General features: G+C 69.4%; 18 protein-coding genes. 5 read left to right on the forward strand and 13 right to left on the reverse strand.

Annotated features, from left to right (window positions below; translation table 11 throughout):
* From KIT86_RS15355 to KIT86_RS15370, 4 genes are all read right to left on the reverse strand, one after another.
* Nucleotides 1–1,200, reverse strand: a 1,200-nt coding sequence (locus KIT86_RS15355) for an efflux RND transporter permease subunit (protein WP_297399868.1), incomplete at its 3' end; no start/stop codon positions are given.
* Nucleotides 1,201–1,212: 12 nt separating this feature from the next.
* Nucleotides 1,213–2,364, reverse strand: coding sequence for an efflux RND transporter periplasmic adaptor subunit (locus KIT86_RS15360; protein ID WP_297399870.1), 1,152 nt, complete (start codon nt 2,362–2,364; stop codon nt 1,213–1,215).
* A gap of 13 nt (nt 2,365–2,377) precedes the next feature.
* Nucleotides 2,378–3,058, reverse strand: a complete 681-nt coding sequence (locus tag KIT86_RS15365; RefSeq protein ID WP_297399872.1) for a TetR/AcrR family transcriptional regulator — start codon at nt 3,056–3,058, stop codon at nt 2,378–2,380.
* Between the two features lie 88 nt (nt 3,059–3,146).
* Nucleotides 3,147–4,331, reverse strand: a complete 1,185-nt coding sequence (locus KIT86_RS15370) for an acyl-CoA dehydrogenase (RefSeq protein WP_297399874.1) — start codon at nt 4,329–4,331, stop codon at nt 3,147–3,149.
* Nucleotides 4,332–4,431: 100 nt separating this feature from the next.
* Here KIT86_RS15370 and KIT86_RS15375 point away from each other — a divergent pair, with 100 nt between their 5' ends.
* Nucleotides 4,432–5,322 carry a LysR family transcriptional regulator gene (locus KIT86_RS15375; RefSeq protein WP_297399876.1) on the forward strand — a complete coding sequence of 297 codons (891 nt, stop codon included), beginning with the start codon at nt 4,432–4,434 and terminating at the stop codon, nt 5,320–5,322.
* A 23-nt stretch (nt 5,323–5,345) separates the two neighbouring features.
* Entirely contained in the window at nt 5,346–5,882 is a 537-nt protein-coding gene (gene msrA, locus KIT86_RS15380) for a peptide-methionine (S)-S-oxide reductase MsrA (protein ID WP_297399877.1), read from the forward strand.
* A 15-nt stretch (nt 5,883–5,897) separates the two neighbouring features.
* Here msrA and KIT86_RS15385 read toward each other — a convergent pair whose 3' ends face one another.
* From KIT86_RS15385 to KIT86_RS15425, 9 genes are all read right to left on the reverse strand, one after another.
* Nucleotides 5,898–6,449: a fasciclin domain-containing protein gene (locus KIT86_RS15385; RefSeq protein WP_297399880.1), complete on the reverse strand. Its 552-nt coding sequence runs from the start codon at nt 6,447–6,449 to the stop codon at nt 5,898–5,900.
* Between the two features lie 91 nt (nt 6,450–6,540).
* Nucleotides 6,541–7,425: an EamA family transporter gene (locus KIT86_RS15390; RefSeq protein WP_297399882.1), complete on the reverse strand. Its 885-nt coding sequence runs from the start codon at nt 7,423–7,425 to the stop codon at nt 6,541–6,543.
* Between the two features lie 61 nt (nt 7,426–7,486).
* Nucleotides 7,487–8,551 (reverse strand): iron ABC transporter permease, encoded by a 1,065-nt coding sequence (locus KIT86_RS15395; RefSeq protein WP_297399884.1) that lies wholly within the window; start codon nt 8,549–8,551, stop codon nt 7,487–7,489.
* On the reverse strand, nt 8,548–9,801 hold the full coding sequence (locus KIT86_RS15400; protein ID WP_297399886.1) for an ABC transporter substrate-binding protein: 1,254 nt from the start codon (nt 9,799–9,801) through the stop codon (nt 8,548–8,550). The genes KIT86_RS15395 and KIT86_RS15400 overlap by 4 nt, the downstream gene beginning before the upstream one ends.
* The gene (locus KIT86_RS15405) at nt 9,798–10,787 is read right to left on the reverse strand and encodes an ABC transporter ATP-binding protein (protein WP_297399887.1); all 990 of its coding nucleotides are present in this window, start codon (nt 10,785–10,787) and stop codon (nt 9,798–9,800) included. The genes KIT86_RS15400 and KIT86_RS15405 overlap by 4 nt, the downstream gene beginning before the upstream one ends.
* Entirely contained in the window at nt 10,787–12,925 is a 2,139-nt protein-coding gene (locus tag KIT86_RS15410; protein ID WP_297399889.1) for a TonB-dependent siderophore receptor, read from the reverse strand. Before KIT86_RS15410 ends, KIT86_RS15405 begins: the two co-directional genes overlap by 1 nt.
* A gap of 34 nt (nt 12,926–12,959) precedes the next feature.
* Nucleotides 12,960–13,913 carry a metal ABC transporter substrate-binding protein gene (locus KIT86_RS15415; RefSeq protein WP_297399891.1) on the reverse strand — a complete coding sequence of 318 codons (954 nt, stop codon included), beginning with the start codon at nt 13,911–13,913 and terminating at the stop codon, nt 12,960–12,962.
* Nucleotides 13,914–13,929: 16 nt separating this feature from the next.
* Nucleotides 13,930–14,817 (reverse strand): metal ABC transporter permease, encoded by an 888-nt coding sequence (locus tag KIT86_RS15420; protein ID WP_297399893.1) that lies wholly within the window; start codon nt 14,815–14,817, stop codon nt 13,930–13,932.
* Nucleotides 14,814–15,572: an ABC transporter ATP-binding protein gene (locus tag KIT86_RS15425; protein WP_297399895.1), complete on the reverse strand. Its 759-nt coding sequence runs from the start codon at nt 15,570–15,572 to the stop codon at nt 14,814–14,816. The genes KIT86_RS15420 and KIT86_RS15425 overlap by 4 nt, the downstream gene beginning before the upstream one ends.
* A 113-nt stretch (nt 15,573–15,685) precedes the next feature.
* Here KIT86_RS15425 and KIT86_RS15430 point away from each other — a divergent pair, with 113 nt between their 5' ends.
* From KIT86_RS15430 to KIT86_RS15440, 3 genes are read left to right on the forward strand one after another with little or no spacing between them, the layout of a single operon-like run.
* Nucleotides 15,686–16,186, forward strand: a complete 501-nt coding sequence (locus KIT86_RS15430) for a Fur family transcriptional regulator (protein ID WP_297399896.1) — start codon at nt 15,686–15,688, stop codon at nt 16,184–16,186.
* Nucleotides 16,183–16,842 (forward strand): ABC transporter ATP-binding protein, encoded by a 660-nt coding sequence (locus KIT86_RS15435; RefSeq protein ID WP_297399898.1) that lies wholly within the window; start codon nt 16,183–16,185, stop codon nt 16,840–16,842. Before KIT86_RS15430 ends, KIT86_RS15435 begins: the two co-directional genes overlap by 4 nt.
* Complete coding sequence (locus KIT86_RS15440) at nt 16,839–18,062, forward strand: FtsX-like permease family protein (protein ID WP_297399900.1); 1,224 nt, start codon at nt 16,839–16,841, stop codon at nt 18,060–18,062. The genes KIT86_RS15435 and KIT86_RS15440 overlap by 4 nt, the downstream gene beginning before the upstream one ends.
* The last annotated feature ends 3 nt before the right edge of the window (nt 18,063–18,065 follow it).

Consider the following 18,065-nt stretch of genomic DNA (forward strand, 5'->3'; position numbering starts at 1 on the left):
CACCGAAAGCGTGAGCGCCATCAGCGTGATCATGTTGATGGTGAACCCGAACAGGTTCATGAAGAAGAAGGTGCCGATGAGCGCGATCGGCAGCGTCAGGCCGGTGATGACGGTCGAGCGCCAGGAGTTCAGGAACAGGAACACGATCAGCACGGTGAGCACCGCGCCCTCGATCAGGGTGCGCCGCACGTTCTCGACCGAGACGCGGATCGGGCGCGAGCCGTCGGCGATCTGCTCCAGCCGCACGCCAGGCGGCAGCTCGGCACCCAGCGCGGTCACGGCGGCCTTGAGGCCATCGGTCACGGCGATGGTGTTCTCGTCCTGCGCCTTCTGCACCTGCAGCAGCAAGGTGCGCTGGCCGTTGTAGAGCGCCAGGCTCTCCACTTCCTGCGTGCCGTCGCTCACGCGCGCCACCTGGCCCAGGCGCACGGCCTGGCCGCCGCGGCGCGCGACGATGATGTTCTCGAAGTCCTGCGGGTTCTGCAGGCGCGAGAGCACCTGCACCACCCGCTCGACTTCGCCGCTCTTGAGCGTGCCCACCGGAAGGTCCTGGTTCTCGTTGCGCACGGCGGCGTTGACCTGCTCGGTGGTGACGCCCAGCGCTTCCATGGCCGAAGGGTCGAGATCGATGTTGACGGCCCGCCGCGTGGCGCCCACCAGCGTGACCGAGCCCACGCCGCGCACGTTCTCCAGCCGTTTCTTGAACACCTGCTCGGCCCAGGTCGTGAGCTCGACCGCGCTCGGTGTCTTGCCGTCCACCGCCTGGGGGATCACGGCCACCGACCAAATCGAGCGGCTGGCCGGGTCGAAGCGCAGCACGCGCGGCTCTTCCACCTCGTCGCGGAACACCGGGCGCAGGATGGCGATCTTCTCGCGCACGTCCTCGGCCGCCTTGCGCCCGTCCACGGTCAGCTGGAACTCGATGATGACGATGGACTGGCCTTCGTAGCTGCGCGAGGTGAGCGTATTGACACCGGCGATGGCGTTGACCGCTTCCTCCACCTTCTTGGTGACCTCGGACTCGACGATCTCTGGCGAGGCACCCGGGTAGGCCACCTGCACCACGACCACCGGAAAGTCGATGTTGGGGAACTGGTCCACCTGCAGGCGCTGGAACGAGAACAGGCCCAGCACCACGAAGGCAATCATCACCATGGTGGCGAAGACCGGGTTGCGCAGCGAGACCTGGGTGAACCACATGGTGCGGCGCGCTCAGTTCGTGGCGGTGGCCAGGCGCACGGCCGTGCCTTCGCGGATGGCGCCAGCCTGGGCGCTGAGCACCGTCTCGCCGGCTTGCAGCCCCTTGACCTCGCGCATCGGCTCGGCGCCCCGAAGGCCGGTGGCGCCGCCGTCGAGCACGACGTGGGCGATCTTGCTCTCCCGCACCACCTGCACATAGGGCTGGGGCTTGTCGTTGCGCACCGAGGACTGCGGCACTGCCAACGCGGTGACCGCGCCGGTGAAGATCTGGCCCTGCGCGAAAAGGCCCTGGCGCATGCCTTCGCTGCCCGGCACGCGCAGGTACACCAGCACGCTTCGGCTGCCCGCCTGCACGCTGGGGTTGATGCGCGAGACCGTGGCCTGCACCGGCTCGGCCAGGCCTTCGACGCGCAGCTGGGCCTTCTGGCCCACCTTCACCGACACCGCGTCGGCCGGGGTGATGGCCGCCTCCATCTCAAAGGCCGAGAGATCCACCACGTCGAACACGCGCGTGTCCACGCCCACGCGCTCGCCGTTCTGCACCAGGCGGGCCGAGATCTGGCCATTCAAAGGCGAGCGCAGCGTGGTGTCGGCCAGGGCCTTCTTCGCAATGTCCAGCGCGGCCAGCGCGGCCTGGTGCGTGGCCTCGGCGCCGGCCAGGTTGGCCGTGGCCGTTTCCAGTGCGGTGGCCGAAATGAAGCCCTGGCGCACCAGGGCCTGGTTGTTGTCCAGCGTGCGCCGCGCGATCGCCACTTGCGACTGGGCCGACTCGGCCTGCCGCGCGGCCTGGCGCACGCGCGCGTCGGCCTCGGGGCTGTCGATGCGTGCCACCACTTCCCCGGCCTTCACCGCGTCGCCCTCGCGCTTGCTCAGGCCCTGGATCTCACCGGCAGTGCGCGCCTTGATGGCCGCGGTCTGCAAGGCCTGCACCGAGCCGGAGATGCCCACCGTCTGCGTGAGTTCCAGGGACTGCACGGCCACCACGTCGCGGGCGGAGAGCGTGTACACCGGTGCCGTCTTGAGCGCCTCGGCCGCCGCGCGGGCAGAGTCGCCCTGGGTCTTGCGCTTGTCCAGCGCGCGCACCAGGCCCAGGCCGAGCCCCAGCACCAGCACGGCCAGCAGGAGCCATTTGATCCAGGTGGGGCGCGAGCGGGGAGCGTTCATGGCGGCAAGGGGGTCAGGGGGTGGTGGCAGGGGCGAGCATGCCGTGCAGCAGCAAATCCACCTGGTTGTCGATGAAGCCGACCGGGTCCAGCGTCTCATTCGAGGCGCAGCACGGCGCCATGGAGTGCTTCCACATCAGCACGAAGATCATGGGCGCGATCAGGCTGTAGATGGCGTAGTCCATGGACAACGGGCGGAATTCACCGCGGTCGATGCCGCGCTGCAGGACGCGACGGATCAGTTCGTGGCCGGGGTCGATCACTTCCTTCTGGTAGAAGGCCGCGATCTCGGGGAACATGCCGGCCTCGCTCATCACCAGCTTGGTGATGCCCGAGGCGGGCGTCATCCCCACGCGCTCCCACCAGGTCTGCAGGCAGTAGCGCACCAGCTCGGCGCTGTCGCCCTCGAAGTGGTCCAGCTCCTCGTTCCATTCGGGAAAGCGCCCGGCCAGGTTCTCGCGCACCACGGCCTTGAACAGCTCTTCCTTGCTCGGGAAGTACAGAAAGAGGGTGCCCTTGGACACGCCGGCCGAGGCCGCGACTTCCTCCACCCGCGTCGCGGCGAAGCCTTTCTCGACGAACAGGCGCAGCGCCGCATCGAGCAATTCGCCCGGCCTTGCCTCCTTGCGCCGGGCGCGGCGCTGGCGCGGTTCGGCGTCGGATTCGGGGGTGGTCGTGGAGGCGGGGGCGGGCATGGGACTTTAATGACCAGTGGGTTAGTAATATACCCTACCCCCCATACTTATCGGTGCCGAAGGGCCCTTGGCCCCCCGGGGCGTGCGCTCAGGAGAACGCCTGGATGCCGGTGATCGCACGGCCCAGGATGAGGGCGTGGATGTCGTGCGTGCCCTCGTAGGTGTTGACCACCTCCAGGTTCACCAGGTGGCGCGCCACGCCGAACTCGTCGCTGATGCCGTTGCCGCCCATCATGTCGCGCGCCAGGCGGGCGATGTCCAGCGCCTTGCCGCAGCTGTTGCGCTTGAGGATGGAGGTGATCTCCACCGCAGCCGTGCCCTCGTCCTTCATGCGGCCCAGGCGCAGGCAGCCCTGCAGGCCCAGGCTGATCTCGGTCAGCATGTCGGCCAGCTTCTTCTGGATCAGCTGGTTGGCCGCCAGCGGGCGGCCGAACTGCTGGCGGTCCAGCACGTACTGGCGGGCGCGGAAGTAGCAGTCTTCTGCCGCGCCCAGCGCGCCCCAGGCGATGCCGTAGCGCGCGCTGTTGAGGCAGGTGAACGGGCCCTTGAGGCCGCGCACCTCGGGGAAGGCGTTCTCTTCGGGGCAAAACACCTCGTCCAGCACGATCTCGCCAGTGACGGAGGCGCGCAGGCCCACCTTGCTGTGGATGGCCGGGGCGCTCAGGCCCTTCATCCCCTTTTCGAGAATGAAACCGCGGATCGCGCCTTCGTCGTCCTTGGCCCAGACCACGAACACGTCGGCGATCGGCGAGTTGGTGATCCACATCTTGGCGCCCGAGAGGCTGTAGCCGCCCGCCACCTTTTTGGCGCGCGTGACCATGCTGCCCGGGTCGGAGCCGTGGTTGGGCTCGGTCAGGCCAAAGCAACCGATCCATTCGCCGGTGGCCAGTTTGGGCAGGTACTTCTGCTTCTGCGCCTCGGAACCGAATTCGTTGATGGGCACCATCACCAGCGAGCTCTGCACGCTCATCATCGAGCGGTAGCCCGAGTCCACGCGCTCGACCTCGCGCGCCACCAGGCCGTAGCAGACGTAGTTCAGGCCGCTGCCGCCGTAGGCCTCGGGGATGGTGGGGCCCAGCAGGCCGAGGGAGCCCATCTCTCGGAAGATGGCCGCGTCGGTCTTCTCATGCCGGAAAGCCTCTGTCACGCGCGGCAGCAGCTTTTCCTGGCAATAGCTGTGGGCGGCGTCGCGCACCTGGCGCTCTTCATCGCTCAGTTGCTGGTCGAGCTGGAAGGGGTCTTCCCAGCTGAAGCGGGCTTTGGGGGTGCTCATGCTTGTCTCCGGTGGTCGGTTGGGGATGGGGCGATTGTCGACGTGCGATGGATATCTGTCTAATATCGTTGGTGTATTCATCGATACAAATATCAGATTCATGGAATTCCGCCATCTGCGCTATTTCCTCGTGCTCGCCGAAGAGCTGCACTTTGGCCGCGCCGCCCAGCGCCTGGCCATCACGCAGCCGCCGCTGTCGCTCAACATCCAGCAACTCGAGGCCTCGGTGGGGGCGCAGCTGTTCACGCGCAACAGCCGCGGGGTGCAGCTCACGGCCGCCGGGCAGGCCTTCGTGCCGTCCGCGCGCGCTTTGCTCGATCAGGCGGGCCAGGCCGCGCGCGAGGCGCGCGAAGTGGCCCAGGGCGTGGTGGGCAGCCTGCAGATTGGCTTCGCGGGCACCGTGCTGTACCGGGGGTTGCCACAGATCCTGCAGGGTTTCGCGGCGCGCCATCCGCGCCTGCGGCTGGTGCTGCGCGAAATGAGTTCGAGCGACCAACTGATCGACCTCATGCACGAGCGGCTGGACCTGGGTTTCGTGCACACCACGCGCGTGCCGGCGAGCTTCTCGCAAATCCTGGTGTCGAGCCAGCCCTTCGTGGCCTGCCTGCCGGTGGGGCATGCGCTGGCGCGGCGCCGTCGGTTGTCCCTGGTGAAGCTGCAGGGCGAACCCTTCGCGGTGGTGTCGCGCGCGGTCTCGCCCGATTACCACGAGCGCATCCTGGGCCTGTGCGCCGACGCGGGCTTCTCGCCCGAAATCCGCTACGAGCTGCGGCACTGGCTCAGCGTGGTGTCGCTGGTCTCGCAAGGCCTGGGTGTGGCGCTGGTGCCGGCCGCGCTGCAGCAGGCCGGCTTGCCCGGGGCGGTGTTCGTGCCGCTCGATGTGGACACCCCGCCGTATGAAACGCACTGTCTCTGGAAGACCGACCGGGACCAGGCGGCGCTGGCGGCATTCCTGGAGGCGGTGCGGGCCTTTGCTCAACCTTTACAGTGAGGCTTCAACCCATGGAGAACACGATGAGCGACAAACAGGTGCTGGTGCTGGGCGGTGGATGCTTCTGGTGCACCGAATCCGTCTACAAGGAAGTGACCGGGGTGACCGACGTCGAATCGGGCTACAGCAACGGCCAGGTCGAGAAGCCGAGCTACGAGATGGTGTGCACTGGCACCACCGGCCACAACGAGGTGGTGCGGCTCGAATACGACCCCACGCAGATCACCACGCGCGAGATCCTGGAGATCTTTTTCGTGATCCACGATCCGACCACGCTCAACCGCCAGGGCAACGACGTGGGGACGCAGTACCGCAGCGGCATTTACTACACCACGGCCGAGCAGCAGCGGGTGGCGCAGGCGCTGATCGACGAGCTCGCGAAGGACAACGCCTTCGGCAAGCCCATCGTGACCGAGCTCGAGCCCCTGCTCAACTACTGGCCCGCCGAGGCCTACCACCAGGACTTCTTCGAGCGCAACCCGCACCAGGGCTACTGCATGGCCGTGGCTGCGCCCAAGGTGGCGAAATTCCGCAAGACCTTCGCCCGGCTGGCGAAGTAGGCCTTGCGGCGCCGGTCACTTCGGCAGCAGCACCTTGTCCACGACGTGGATCACGCCGTTGGACTGGTAGACGTCGGCAATGGTCACGGTGGCCACGCCGCCTTTTTCATCCGTCACGGTGACCTTGCCGCCAGCCGACTTGGCCACCAGCGTGCCACCGGCCACCGTCTTGATCGAGGCCATGCCCTTGCCGTCGGCGATCATCTTGCTGATGGCTGCCGCGTCCCATTTGCCGGGCACCACGTGGTAGGTCAGGATGCCGGTGAGCATGCCCTTGTTCTCGGGCTTGAGCAGGGTGTCCACGGTACCGGCGGGCAGGGCGGCGAACGCGGCGTTGGTGGGTGCGAACACGGTGAACGGACCGGCCGACTTCAGCGTGTCCACCAGGCCGGCGGCTTTCACGGCCGCCACCAGCGTGGTGTGGTCCTTGGAGTTGACCGCGTTGTCGATGATGTCCTTGCTGGCCAGCATGGGCGCGCCGCCGACCATGACTTGCGCGAAAGCGCCGAGGGATGCGGTGCCGATGGCCAGGGCCAGAACGGTTTTGCTGAGGGTCTGCTTGATCATGGAATCTCCTTGGGGTTGAAGCCGGAACTGCGGCTGAAGGAGATACGCAGCGCGACCCCGCACTGGATTCAAAAAAGATCCGGCTGCGGGCTCAGGCAGCCCTGGCGCGGGCGCGGGCCTGCAGCAGCGGCCAGCAGACGATCACCGCCAGGCCCAGCAGCACCAGCGCAGCCGCGCCCAGCTTCCAGCCCGGCAGCGACTCGCCCAGCGAAAGGGCCGAGGCGCCCATGCCGAACACGGGGATCAGCAGCGCCAGCGGGGTGACCGTGGCCGCCGGGTGGCGCGCCAGCAGCCAGTTCCACACGCCGTAGCCGAACAGGGTGTTGCCCACCGCCTGCCACAGGACGCTGGCCCACACCAGCGTGTCGGCGTGCCGCAGGCTGCTGGCGATGGCCTCGGGACCTTCCACCAGCCACGACAGGGCGAGCAAGGGTGGCACCGCGAACACGCTGCTCCACACCATGAATTGCAGCATGTTGACCGGCCCGAGCGATTTCACCACCAGGTTGGCGAGCGACCAGAAGAAGGCCGCGCTCAGCACCATGCCCATGCCCAGCAGGGTGACCGAGGCGTCGAGGTTGGCCGCGATCACGCCCAGGCCGGCCAGCGCCAGCAGCAGGCCCGCGACCTGGAAGCCGCGCACGCGCTCCCCCATGAGCCACAGCGAAAGCCCGATGGTGAAGAACACCTGCAGCTGCACCACCAGCGACGCCAGGCCGGGCGAGATGCTGCTGCGCATGGCCAGGAACAACAGGCCGAACTGTCCCACGCCCAGCAGGACGCCGAAGGCCGCGATCTTGCGCCAGGGTGCGGTGGGACGCGGGATGAACAGCAACCAGGGCAAGGCCGAGAGCGCGAAGCGCAGCGTGGCGAACAGGAAGGGCGGCAGGCCGTCCAGGCCCCAGCGGATCACCACGAAGTTCGTGCCCCAGACGAACACCACCGAAAGGGCAAGGAGCAGGTGGGTGAGTGGCACGGTGCGGAGTGGAGCGGGCAGACGGGCAGTGTAGCCATCGGCCCGTCGCCCGCCTGTGCGCTCAGTGCAATGCCCGTGTGCGGTAAAGGAGTAAAAGGGCCACGGGTGCGCCGACCAGGCCGATCACCGCATTGAGGTGGAACACGTGGCGGCTCCACGGCAGGTGCAGCACCAGATCGGCGGCCAGGGCCAGGACCGCACCCACCAGGCCGGCGGCGGGCAGCAGCACGCGGTGGTCGGCGCTGCGCATGAGCGCGCGGGCCACCTGGGCGGCCACCAGGCCGAGGAAAGCCACCGGGCCGCAGAAGGCCGTCACCAGCCCGCTCAGCCACGCGGTGGCGAGCAGCGCGCCGCGCTTGACCAGGGTCACGCGCATGCCCATGGACGCGGCATAGCGCTCACCCAGCAGAAGGCCGTTGAGCGGCTTGATGAGCAGGCCGCAGGCGATCAGGCCGGTCAGCACGCCGGGCACGAGCACGTGCAATTGCTGCCGCGTGGCGCCGGCAAAGCTCGCGTCGTCCCAGGCCTTGAAGGCGCGCGCCTGGGTCTCGTCGATGAAATGCATCGACACGCTGATGAGGCCGATGGCAAGGTAGCCGAGCATGAGGCCGATGATGAGCAGCGTGACGGTGCCGACCCGGCGCGACAGGGTGGCCAGCAGCGCGAGCACCGCCACCGAGCCGGCCACCGAGGCCAGCGCCAGACCGATGTCGCCGGTGAGACCGAAGCGCAGCAGCAAGGCATTGCCGGCCACCCCTGCGGCCGTCACCAGCAGGGCACTGCCCAGCCGCGCGCCGTGCACGATGCCGAGCACGAAGGGGTCGGCCAGCGGGTTGCGGAACAGCGTCTGCAGCAACAGGCCGGCCACCCCGAGCGCCGCGCCGGAGCACAGCGCATTGAGGGCGCGTGGCAGGCGAAAGCCCAGCACGATGTCGCGCCACACCGCGTGACCCGCGCTGCCGGACAACACGTCCAGCACCGTCGCCAGCGGGATGGCGACCGAACCGAGCGAGAGTTCGGCGACGAACAGGACCACCAGCATGAGGGTCAGCGTCGCGAACCAGGCGGGGGTGGCATGGCGTTGCCAGGGGGGCGCCGCCAGGGAAGGGGACAGGGCAATCGTCATGGCAACTGGCGCAGGAAAGCGGTGTCGGTGTCGAAAGGGGGCAGGGGCAGACTCGGGTGCAGCGCCCGGATGGCTTCGGCCAGCTGCACGTGGGGCCGGGTCATGCCTTGGTCCTGAAAGGGGTAGGCCCAGGCGCCGGTGTAGCCTGTGTCCCAGGCGAACACGCGGCCTTCGCGTGCGGCACGGAACCAGCCGTGCAAGGGGTTGGCGTCGATCAGTGTGGCGACGCTGGCCTGGCCCCCCAGCGCACCGAGCCACACCGGCGCATCGGCCGCCAGCGCGTAGACCTTCTCGAAGCGTTCGTACACCAGGCTGCTGCTGCGCGCGTCGTCTGCGAGCGCGTAGCGCCCGCCGGCATCGTGGATCAACCGGGCGCGCTGGTTGCGCCCGCCGAAGGTCTCGACGGTGTCGCGGCCGGCGGCAAAGCCGGCCATCACCAGGGGGCGGTCGGGCGCGGCGGCGGCCAGGCCCGTCAAGTGCCGGTATTGCGCCTCGATGCGGTCGAACTGCGCATTGGCCAGGGCCTCGCGGTTGGTGAGCAGGGCCAGCAGCTTGAGCCACTCGGCGCGGCCCAGCGGGTGTGTTTCGTGGTGGTCGGCCTGCGCGATGGCGCGCACGCCCAGCTCCCACAGGCGCGGGTGCATGTTGCCCTGAGGGTAGGCCGAGTAGAAGCTCAGGTACACATCGGCCTGCACCGCCATCACCGGTTCGATGGATGCGTGGCCGTAGCCCCACATGTCGTGCACCAGGCCTTGCGCGATGCGCTCGCGCACCGTCGGCACGGTGGCGCTGCGCGTGTTTTCGGACCCGTACAACCGGTCCACCAGGCCCAGCTCGTCGAGCGCGCCCAACACGGCCGCGTTGCCGGTGACCAGCCTTTGCACGGGCACCTGAATCACCTGTTCGTGCGGCCCGTGCGCGGGCACCGGCGTGCCGCATTGCACCAGCAGGTACTCCAGCGTTTCGCCCGTGCCCACGCTGGGCGTGAAGCGCACGCGCTTGAAGTGCGGGCCATACACCACTTGCAATTGCACCGAATGGGTGAAGGCCGTCTTGTGCGGAAAGTAGTCCCTGCCGGGCTGGTGTTCGCTCACGCAGGCGGCGTCGAGGTTGTCGGTCAGTCCATGGGCATCCACGGCCACCGTGGGCCAGGCCACGCGCGGCGGTGCAGCGATCTGCGTGCAAGCGCACAGCAGCATCGGCATCAGCAGCGCCGCCGCCCGTGCGCGCAGGCCGCTCAGCGAGGTCATGCGGTGGTGCCTTCGCGCGCGCAGAGCGCCTCCACCAGCGCGCCCAGGGTGGCGAAGCGCCGAGGCTCTTCACCCCTTTGGCTCAGCGTGTAGACGCCGTGTTTGCCCGCGTGCACGGCCTGCGCGGCCTCGGGGTCGTGGGCGTATCCCGCGCGTTGCATCGCCCGCCTGGCCCAGGCGGCAGGAATGCCACCGCCTTCGATGCGGATGCCGCGCCGCGCGCTGCGGCCCACAAGCAGCTCGGCGCGTTCCAGGTCGAAGACCAGGCCATCGGCGGCGAAGCTGGCGGCCAGGGTGCCGTCCAGGGCGAGGTCTTCGGGGGCGCCGGCGTGCAGGCGACGCTGGCCGTCGATCAGCCACAGCGCATCGGCATGGCGCAGCGCGAGCTCGAGGTCGTGCGTGGACAGCAGCACGGCCAGACCCTGTTCGCGCGCAAGCGCCAGCAGCAAGTGCATGGTTTCGATGCGGCGCGGCAGGTCCAGAAAGGCGGTCGCTTCGTCGAGCACCAGCAGGCGCGGTTGCTGCGCCAGCGCACGGGCGATCAGGACCTTCTGGCGTTCGCCGTCCGACATCTCGGCGACCAGCCGGTCCGCCAGCGCCAGCGCGCCGGCCTGCAGCAGCGCGGCCTGCACCGCCTCGTGGTCCCGGGCACCGAGCCTGCCGCCCCAGCCGAGGTGCGGGTAGCGCCCCAGGCAGACGAGGTCGTGCCCGGTCATCTGCGCGACGTCCACGCGCTCGGTGAGCACCACCGCGAGCCGCCGCGCGCGCTCGCTCGCCGTGATCCTGCCAAGTGCCACCCCGTCGATGCGCACCTCGCCCGAGACGGCGGGTTGCATGCCGCACAGCGTGCGGATCAGGGTCGACTTGCCGGCGCCGTTGGCGCCGATCAGGCAGACGAAGCGGCCGGCCGCCAGTTCGAGGTCCAGCGGGCCGAGCAGGGCCTGGCCACTGTGACCCACCGTCAGGCCATGGGTGCTCAGGCCCATCAGAGCGCCATGGCGAAGCTGGCGAGCACGGTGCGGGGTGCGCCCGGGTAGGTCGGCACGAAGGCGCCACCCGAGTCGTGGTAGAGCTTGTCTCCCAGGTTCTGCAGCGCGAGTTGCAGCCTGTAGCGCTGGCCGACACCGAAGCGGTAGGCCACGTTGGCGTCCCAGCGCACGTACGAGGGCAGCACGAAGCTGTTGGCGGTGTTGGCCTGGCGTTCGCCGACGTAGATGGCGCCCAGGCCCGCGCTCAGCCCCGCCGCGCGGCCGCTGAAATCGAAGGTGGTCCACAGGCTGGCACTGCGGCGTGGCGCATTGGCCAGCAGGGTGCCCACGAGGGTGGCGTCGCTGTCGCGGCTGATCTGTGCTTTCATCTCGGTGACGCTGGCGAGCAGGCGCCATTGCGGCGTGATGCTGAACGGCACATCCAGCTCCCAACCCTGGCTGCGCTGTTCGCCGACCTGCAGCACGTAGTCGAAATCGCTCGGATCGGACACCAGGCCGTTGCGGCGGCGGATGTCGAACACCGCCAGCGTGGGCTCCAGCCGGCCGTCGAGCAGGCTGAGCTTGGCGCCGACTTCCAGCTGCGTGCCGCGCGACGGTGCGGGCAGGCTGCCGTTGCGCAGCATGCCGCTGAAGGGCTCGGTCAGGAACGACTTGGACCAGCTGGCGTACAGCGACACGGCTTCGGCCGGCGTCCAGGTCACGCCCACGCGTGGCGACAGTGCATCGTCGCTGCGCGCCAGCCTGCCTGAGACGGGCAGGTAGTCGGCCCGGGCGTAGGTGCGCGAGCGGTCGTGGCGCAGGCCGAGCAGCACGCGCCACCGAGGACCGAACTGCAGCTCGTCCTGCGCGTACAAGCCCAGGCTGCGGCTTCGGTGGTTCGACGCGTCGTAGGGCACGAGCGGGCCGACCACGGTGTTGCCATGCACCGGGTGGTACAGGTCGATCGGCAGGTTGGTCGGGAAGCCGAAGGGGCCGACGTTGGCGTCGGCGCGGAAGTCCCAGCTGTCGCGGTTGGCATCGGCGCCGAGCAGCACGCGGTGGCGCACACCACCCGCCTCGAAGCGGCGCGATACCTCGGCCATGACGGAGAGGTCGGTCTGGTCGTCGATGCTGCGCTGCTGGCGGCGGTTGACTTGCGGATTGGGCGTGTCGGCACCGGTGATCGGACTGAAGCCGAAGGGGTACCAGAGTGCATCGGTCTTGGCCGATGAGGTTTGCAGGCCGGCGTGCAACTGCCAGCCGCTGTCCAGCCGGTGATCGATCACCAGTGAGGCCAGGGCGCTGTCGTTTTTCAGCCGCGTGTCGGCTTCCGCGTAGTTGGTGCGGATGGGCACGCCGAGGAACATCGGGCTGTTGCCGAAACCCCGGTCGAAGGCGCCGCGCTTGCGGCCGAGTTCGAGTTCGGCCGTCAGCGTGGTGTGGGGCGCGAGTTGCCAGCGGAACACGGGCGAGATGAATGCTGTTTCCGCGCCCACGAAATCGCGAAAGCTCTGGTGGTCCTGCCAGGAGCCGGTGAGCCGGTAGCTCAGGGTCTCGCTGATCGGGCCGGTGCTGTCGAAGGTGGCGCGGTAGAAGTCGTGGCTGCCGGCGGTGAATTCGTAGCGGGTGCGCGCGGTGTCCTGCGGCTTCCTGGTGACCAGGTTGACCACGCCGCCGGGCTCGAAGCGGCCGTACAGCGCCGAGGCCGGCCCCTTGAGCACCTCGATCTGCTCGATGTTGACCAGCTCGTCCACCGGGGCGAACACGCTGCGGCGAAAGCCGTTCTTGAGGTTGGCCGAGGTGGCGAAGCCGCGCAGGCGGAAGCGGTCGTTGCTGCCGCCCCAGCCCACCTGGGGTGTCAGGCCTGGCACGGTGCGCACGGCTTCGCCGAAGCTGGTCACGCCGCGGTCTTCCATCAGCTCGCGGGTGACGGTCTGGATGGAGAAGGGGGTTTCCTTCACCGTGGTGTCGCTCTTGTTGGCGGTGGGCGCGACGACGGCGCGGTAGGCGCGCTCGCGCGTGTCGCTGATGGTGACGGTCTCCAGCGCGGGCTCGGTCTGGGCCCACGCGGCCATCGACACGCTGGCCATCGCGCACACGGCCAGGGGGGCGCGGCCTCGGCGGCCGGTGAGTAGGCAGGAAGCAGGGTGGGACATGCGGGGCTCGGCTCCGATCGTGAAAGAAGAGGGCTCACTGTCCGCGCACGGCGGCGGTGAGTGCGCGCGTGTTGAAGCGCATGAGCTCGATGTAGTTCGGCGCTGCGCCGCCGGGCGCAGAGAGCGAATCGGAATAGAGCGCGCCTGAGGGTTTGACCCCGGTCTCGCGCGCGATCTGCTCGATCAGGCGCGGGTCCGAGATGCTCTCGACAAACAGCGCCTTGATCTGGTCCTTGCGGATCTGGCGCACGAGCTGCGCCACGCCCCTGGCCGAGGCTTCGCTCTCGGTGCTCACGCCTTGTGGCGCGAGAAAGGCCACCTGCTGGTCGCGTGCGTAGTAGCCAAACGCATCGTGCGAGGTGATCACCTTGCGCTGGGCTACGGGAATGGGTGCCCAGGCCGCGCGGATCTCGGCGTCGAGCTCGTTGAGCTGCATCTCGTAGGCCCGCGCGTTGCGGTTGTAAAGGTCGCAGCTGGCGGCGTCGGCCTGGCACAGGGCCTTGGCGATGTTGCGCGCGTACACCTTCACGTTGCCCACGCTCTGCCAGGCATGCGGGTCGCTTTCACCGTGGTCATGGCCATGCCCCTTCTTGTGGCTGTCGTGGTCGTGGTCAGTCTCGCCTTTGAGGGGCTGGATGCCTTGGCTGACGATCACCGGCCGGCCTTTGTAGGCAGAGGTCTTGAGCAGGCGGCTGAGCCAGCCCTCGAAGCCCAGGCCGTTGGCAAACACCACTTGCGCCTGGCCGACCAGACGGGCATGGGCAGGCGTGGGCTGGAACACGTGGGCGTCGGCACCGGGGCCGACGAGCACATCGACCGCCACGCGGTCGCCGCCGACCTCCTTCACGATGTCGCCCAGGATGCTGAAGCTGGCGACGGCGCGCAGCGGCGCCTGCGCGTGCAGCGACGGGGTGAGCACGGCCAGACCCAGCGCGAATGCGGCGAGGGTGGCGGTGCGGCGGGGCAGGAAGACGGTGGTGGGTGTCATGAGCGGGTCCTTCGTTTCAGGCTTTGAGGTGGGAAAGGGTGGGGCGTCGCTGGCGCAGCACGCCGTGCGGCGCGAACAGCATCGAGAGCAGGTACATCGCGCCCAGGCTGAGCACGATCACCGGGCTGGTGGGCCAGTCGGCGTGGTACGACACCAGCAGGCCGGTGGCGCTGGCGAGCAGGGCCACGGCCACGGCGCTGGCCAGCAGCGGCAGGAGGCGGTGAACCCAGAAGCGCGCCGTGGCGGCGGGCAAGACCATCATGCCGACGGCCATCAGCGTGCCCAGGGCATGGAAGCCGGCCACCAGGTTGATCACCAGCAGGGCGAGAAAACCGAAATGCGCGGCCGCGCTCCAGCGGCTGGTGCCGCGCAGGAAGTCCGGGTCCAGGCACTCCAGCACAAGTGGGCGGTACAGCACACGCAAGGCCAGCAGCGTCACGGCGGCAATGCCGCCCAGCAGCGCGAGCGCGGCGTCGTCCAGCGCGAGCACGGTGCCGAACAGCACGTGCAGCAGGTCCACGCTGTTGCCGCGCGTTGAGACGATCAGCACACCGAGCGCCAGCGAGAGCAGGTAGAAGGCCGCCAGGCTGGTGTCTTCGCGCAGCACCGTGTGGCGAGCCACCAGCCCCGAGCCGACCGCCACCGCCAGGCCGGCGGCGATACCGCCCACCGTCATGGCGCCCAGCGACAGGCCGGCCACCAGGTAGCCGAGCGCGGCGCCGGGCAGGATCGCGTGGGCCATGGCGTCCCCAGTCAGGCTCATGCGGCGCAGCATCAGGAACACACCGACCGGCGCGGCACTCACCGAGAGCAGCATGCAGCCGAGCAGCGCGCGCTGCATGAAACCGAACTCCAGGAAAGGGTCGAGCCACATCGCGCTGCCCCACAAGCCGTAGGCACTCATGCCGGCATCCCGTGGGCAGCGACTTCGCAGGCATCGGCCCCGTCGTCGAAAGGCTCCTGCAACTGCAGGGCGCGGGCCCAGTGCCCGGGGGTCAGCACCTCGGCCGTCGCGCCCCAGGCCACCGGCTCGCGGGCCAGCAACAGGGTGTGGGGAAAGTGCTCGCGCACCTGGGCCAGATCGTGCAGCACAGCGATCACCGTCTTGCCCTGCGCGTGCCAGCGGTGCAGCAGGGTGAGCAGGTCGCTGGTGGTGCGCTGGTCGATCGCGGCGAAGGGCTCGTCCAGCAGCACCACTGGCGCATCCTGCAACATCAGTCGCGCAAACAGGGCGCGCTGCAGCTGACCACCCGAGAGCGTGCCGATCGCGCGCCGCTCGAAGCCCAGCAGCCCTACCGCCGCCAGCGCCTCGTGGCAGGCGCGGCGGTGCGCGGCGCTGAAGCGCCCGAGTGCACCCACCGCGTGCCACAGGCCGAGCAGGGCCAGCTCCTCCACCGAGATCGGAAAACTCCGGTCGATGCCGCTGTGCTGCGGCAGGCAGGCCACGCGCCGGGGTGTGCCCAGACCGTCAATGCGCCCGGCCAGCGGTTTGAGCTGCCCGGCCAACGCCTTCAGCAGGGTCGATTTGCCGGCGCCATTGGGGCCGACCACCGCCACCAGCATGCCTGGCGGCAGCGTGAGCGACAGGTGGTGCACAGCCGGGTGGCGTTCGTAGCCCAGTGTGAGGTCGTGCAGCACGATGGCCGCTGGAGCGGCCACTCGGCCAGAAAAGTGAAGGTGGGACACGGAGAGATTGCGGCTAAGATACTGCAACTGAATTGCGATAGTGCGTATGTTAACGCAACAAAGTTGCATTTATGGAGGCCCGAATCATGTCCTCACGCCCCACCAAAGAACCGGTGACCGTGCCCCCCCACATCCAGACCCGCCTGGAAGCCGCCGGCCTGCGCCGCACGCTGGCCACGCGCGCGGTGCTCGGCCTGTTCCTGGCGCAGCCGCACGGCGGGCTCAGCCATGCGCAGGCACTGAACGCGCTCACCGCGCGTGGACTGGACATCAACCGCGTCACGCTGTACCGCCTGCTCGACCGCCTGGCCGTGTGTGGCGTGTTGCAACGCCACACGGACGACCAGGCGCGCACCTGGCGCTTCAACCTGGCGCCGCAGGAGTCGCAGGCCAGAGAGACGGGCACGGCGCCGCTGTTCGAGTGCGATGCCTGCCACCGGCAACTGCGTGTGGCGGACGCCAGCGCGTCCACGCAGACCCTGGCGCAGGACGTGTTCAGCGCGCTGGCGCGGCTCGGGCACCGAGGTGCGCGGGTCGAGGTGGCGGTGCACGGCACCTGCATGGACTGCCTGGAGCCGGCGGCGTGATCGAGTCCCGTGGGTTGCAGTACGCCTACCCTGGTCACGCGCCGCTGGGCCTGGCCGATGTGTCGGTGCCGCAAGGGGGTACCCTGTTGCTGCGCGGGCCCTCGGGCAGCGGCAAGTCGACCTGGCTGGCGCTCGCCGCCGGCCTGCTCACGCCGGGCGCGGGTGAGATCGTGGTGGCGGGGCAGTCGGTGGGTGCCTTGCGCGGTGCCGCGCGCGATGCCTGGCGCGCGCGCCACATCGGTTTTCTGCCGCAGCAACTGCACCTGAGCGACGCGCTCACGGTGGCGGACAACCTCGCGCTCGCGCACTTCGCCGCCGGCCTGCCGGTGGATCGCGCCGCCGTGGCCGAGGTGCTGGACGCGCTGGACATCGGCGCGCTGGGCCGCCGCCGGCCCAGGCAGCTCTCGGGCGGGCAGGCCCAGCGCGTGGCACTGGCGCGCGCCGTGCTGCTGCGCCCGCGCGTGATCCTGGCCGACGAGCCGACCGCGAGCCTGGACGACGACGCGTGCAAAGCGGCGCTGTCGCTGCTGCACCGCAGCGCGAAAGCGCTGGAGGCCACGCTGGTGATCGCCACCCACGACGCCCGCGTGCGCGACGCACTGCCGCACGCGCAGGAACTGGACTTCGCGGCCACCCGCGCGGAGCGCGTCGCATGAATGTGCTGTCCCTGTCCTGGCGCTACCTGTGGGCGCGTCCGCTCGCCACGGCCCTCAACCTGTTGCTGCTCACGCTGGGCCTGGCCTCCATGGGCTTTCTGCTGATCGCGCGCGATCAGGTGGACCGCGCCTTCGAGCGCGACCTCGCCGGCATCGACGCGGTGGTGGGCGCCAAGGGCAGCCCGATGCAGCTCATCCTCGCGGGCGTGTTCCACCTGGATGTACCGCCCGGCAACATCCCCCTGGCCGAGGCCCGCCAGCTTGCCGGGCACCCGCAAGTCGCACAGCTCATCCCGCTGAGCCTGGGCGACAACCTCGGCGGCTTTCGCATCGTGGGCACCACGCACGACTACCCGGCTCACTACGGCGCCCGGCTTGAGCAGGGCGCGCTCTGGCAGGCGCCGCTGGAGGCTGTGCTGGGGGCGCAGGTCGCCGCCCGCACGGGCTTGAAGGTGGGCCAGGCCTTCGAAGGCGCGCACGGCCTGGGCATGGGTGGGAGCTCGCACGGCGAGACGCCTTACACCGTCACCGGCGTGCTCGCGCCCTGCGGCTGCGTGCTGGATCGGCTGGTGCTCACGGCCACCGAGTCGGTCTGGCGCGTGCACGACGACATGCACGCGGGCGCCCACATGGACGCCACCGAACGCGCCGAGCTGGCCGAGGCACTGGCGGCCGAGCGCGACATCACGCTGGCCCTCATCCGCTACCGCACGCCCCTGGCGGCGGTGAGCTTCCCGCGCTTCATCAACGAGACCACGTCGCTGCAGGCTGCGGCGCCTGCGGTGGAGATCACGCGCCTGCTGGGCATGGTCGGCGTGGGCACGCAGGTGCTGCGGGGCCTGGCGGGGGTGCTCCTGGCCGTGGCCGGGCTGTCGGTGTTCATCGCGCTGTGGAGCGCGGTGCGCGAGCGCCGCGCCGACCTGGCCATGCTGCGCATGCTGGGCGCGCCGCCCCGGCGCGTGGCCGTGCTGCTGCTGTGCGAGGCGCTGTGGCTCGCGCTGCTGGCGTGCGCGCTGGGCCTGCTGGCCGCGCACGCGCTCACGGCCCTCATGGGCGAGATGTTGATGGCCCGGCAGTCGCTGGCCATCACCGGTTGGCAATGGGTGTCCGGCGAAATCTGGGTGCCCGTGCTGGCTGTTGGGGTGGCGGTGGTGGCGGCGCTCCTGCCGGCCGTCCACGCCTACCGTGTCGATGTCACTCAACTCCTGAACTCAAGGTAAATC

This window comes from Hydrogenophaga sp., from assembly GCF_026125825.1.
GTDB lineage: Bacteria > Pseudomonadota > Gammaproteobacteria > Burkholderiales > Burkholderiaceae_C > Hydrogenophaga.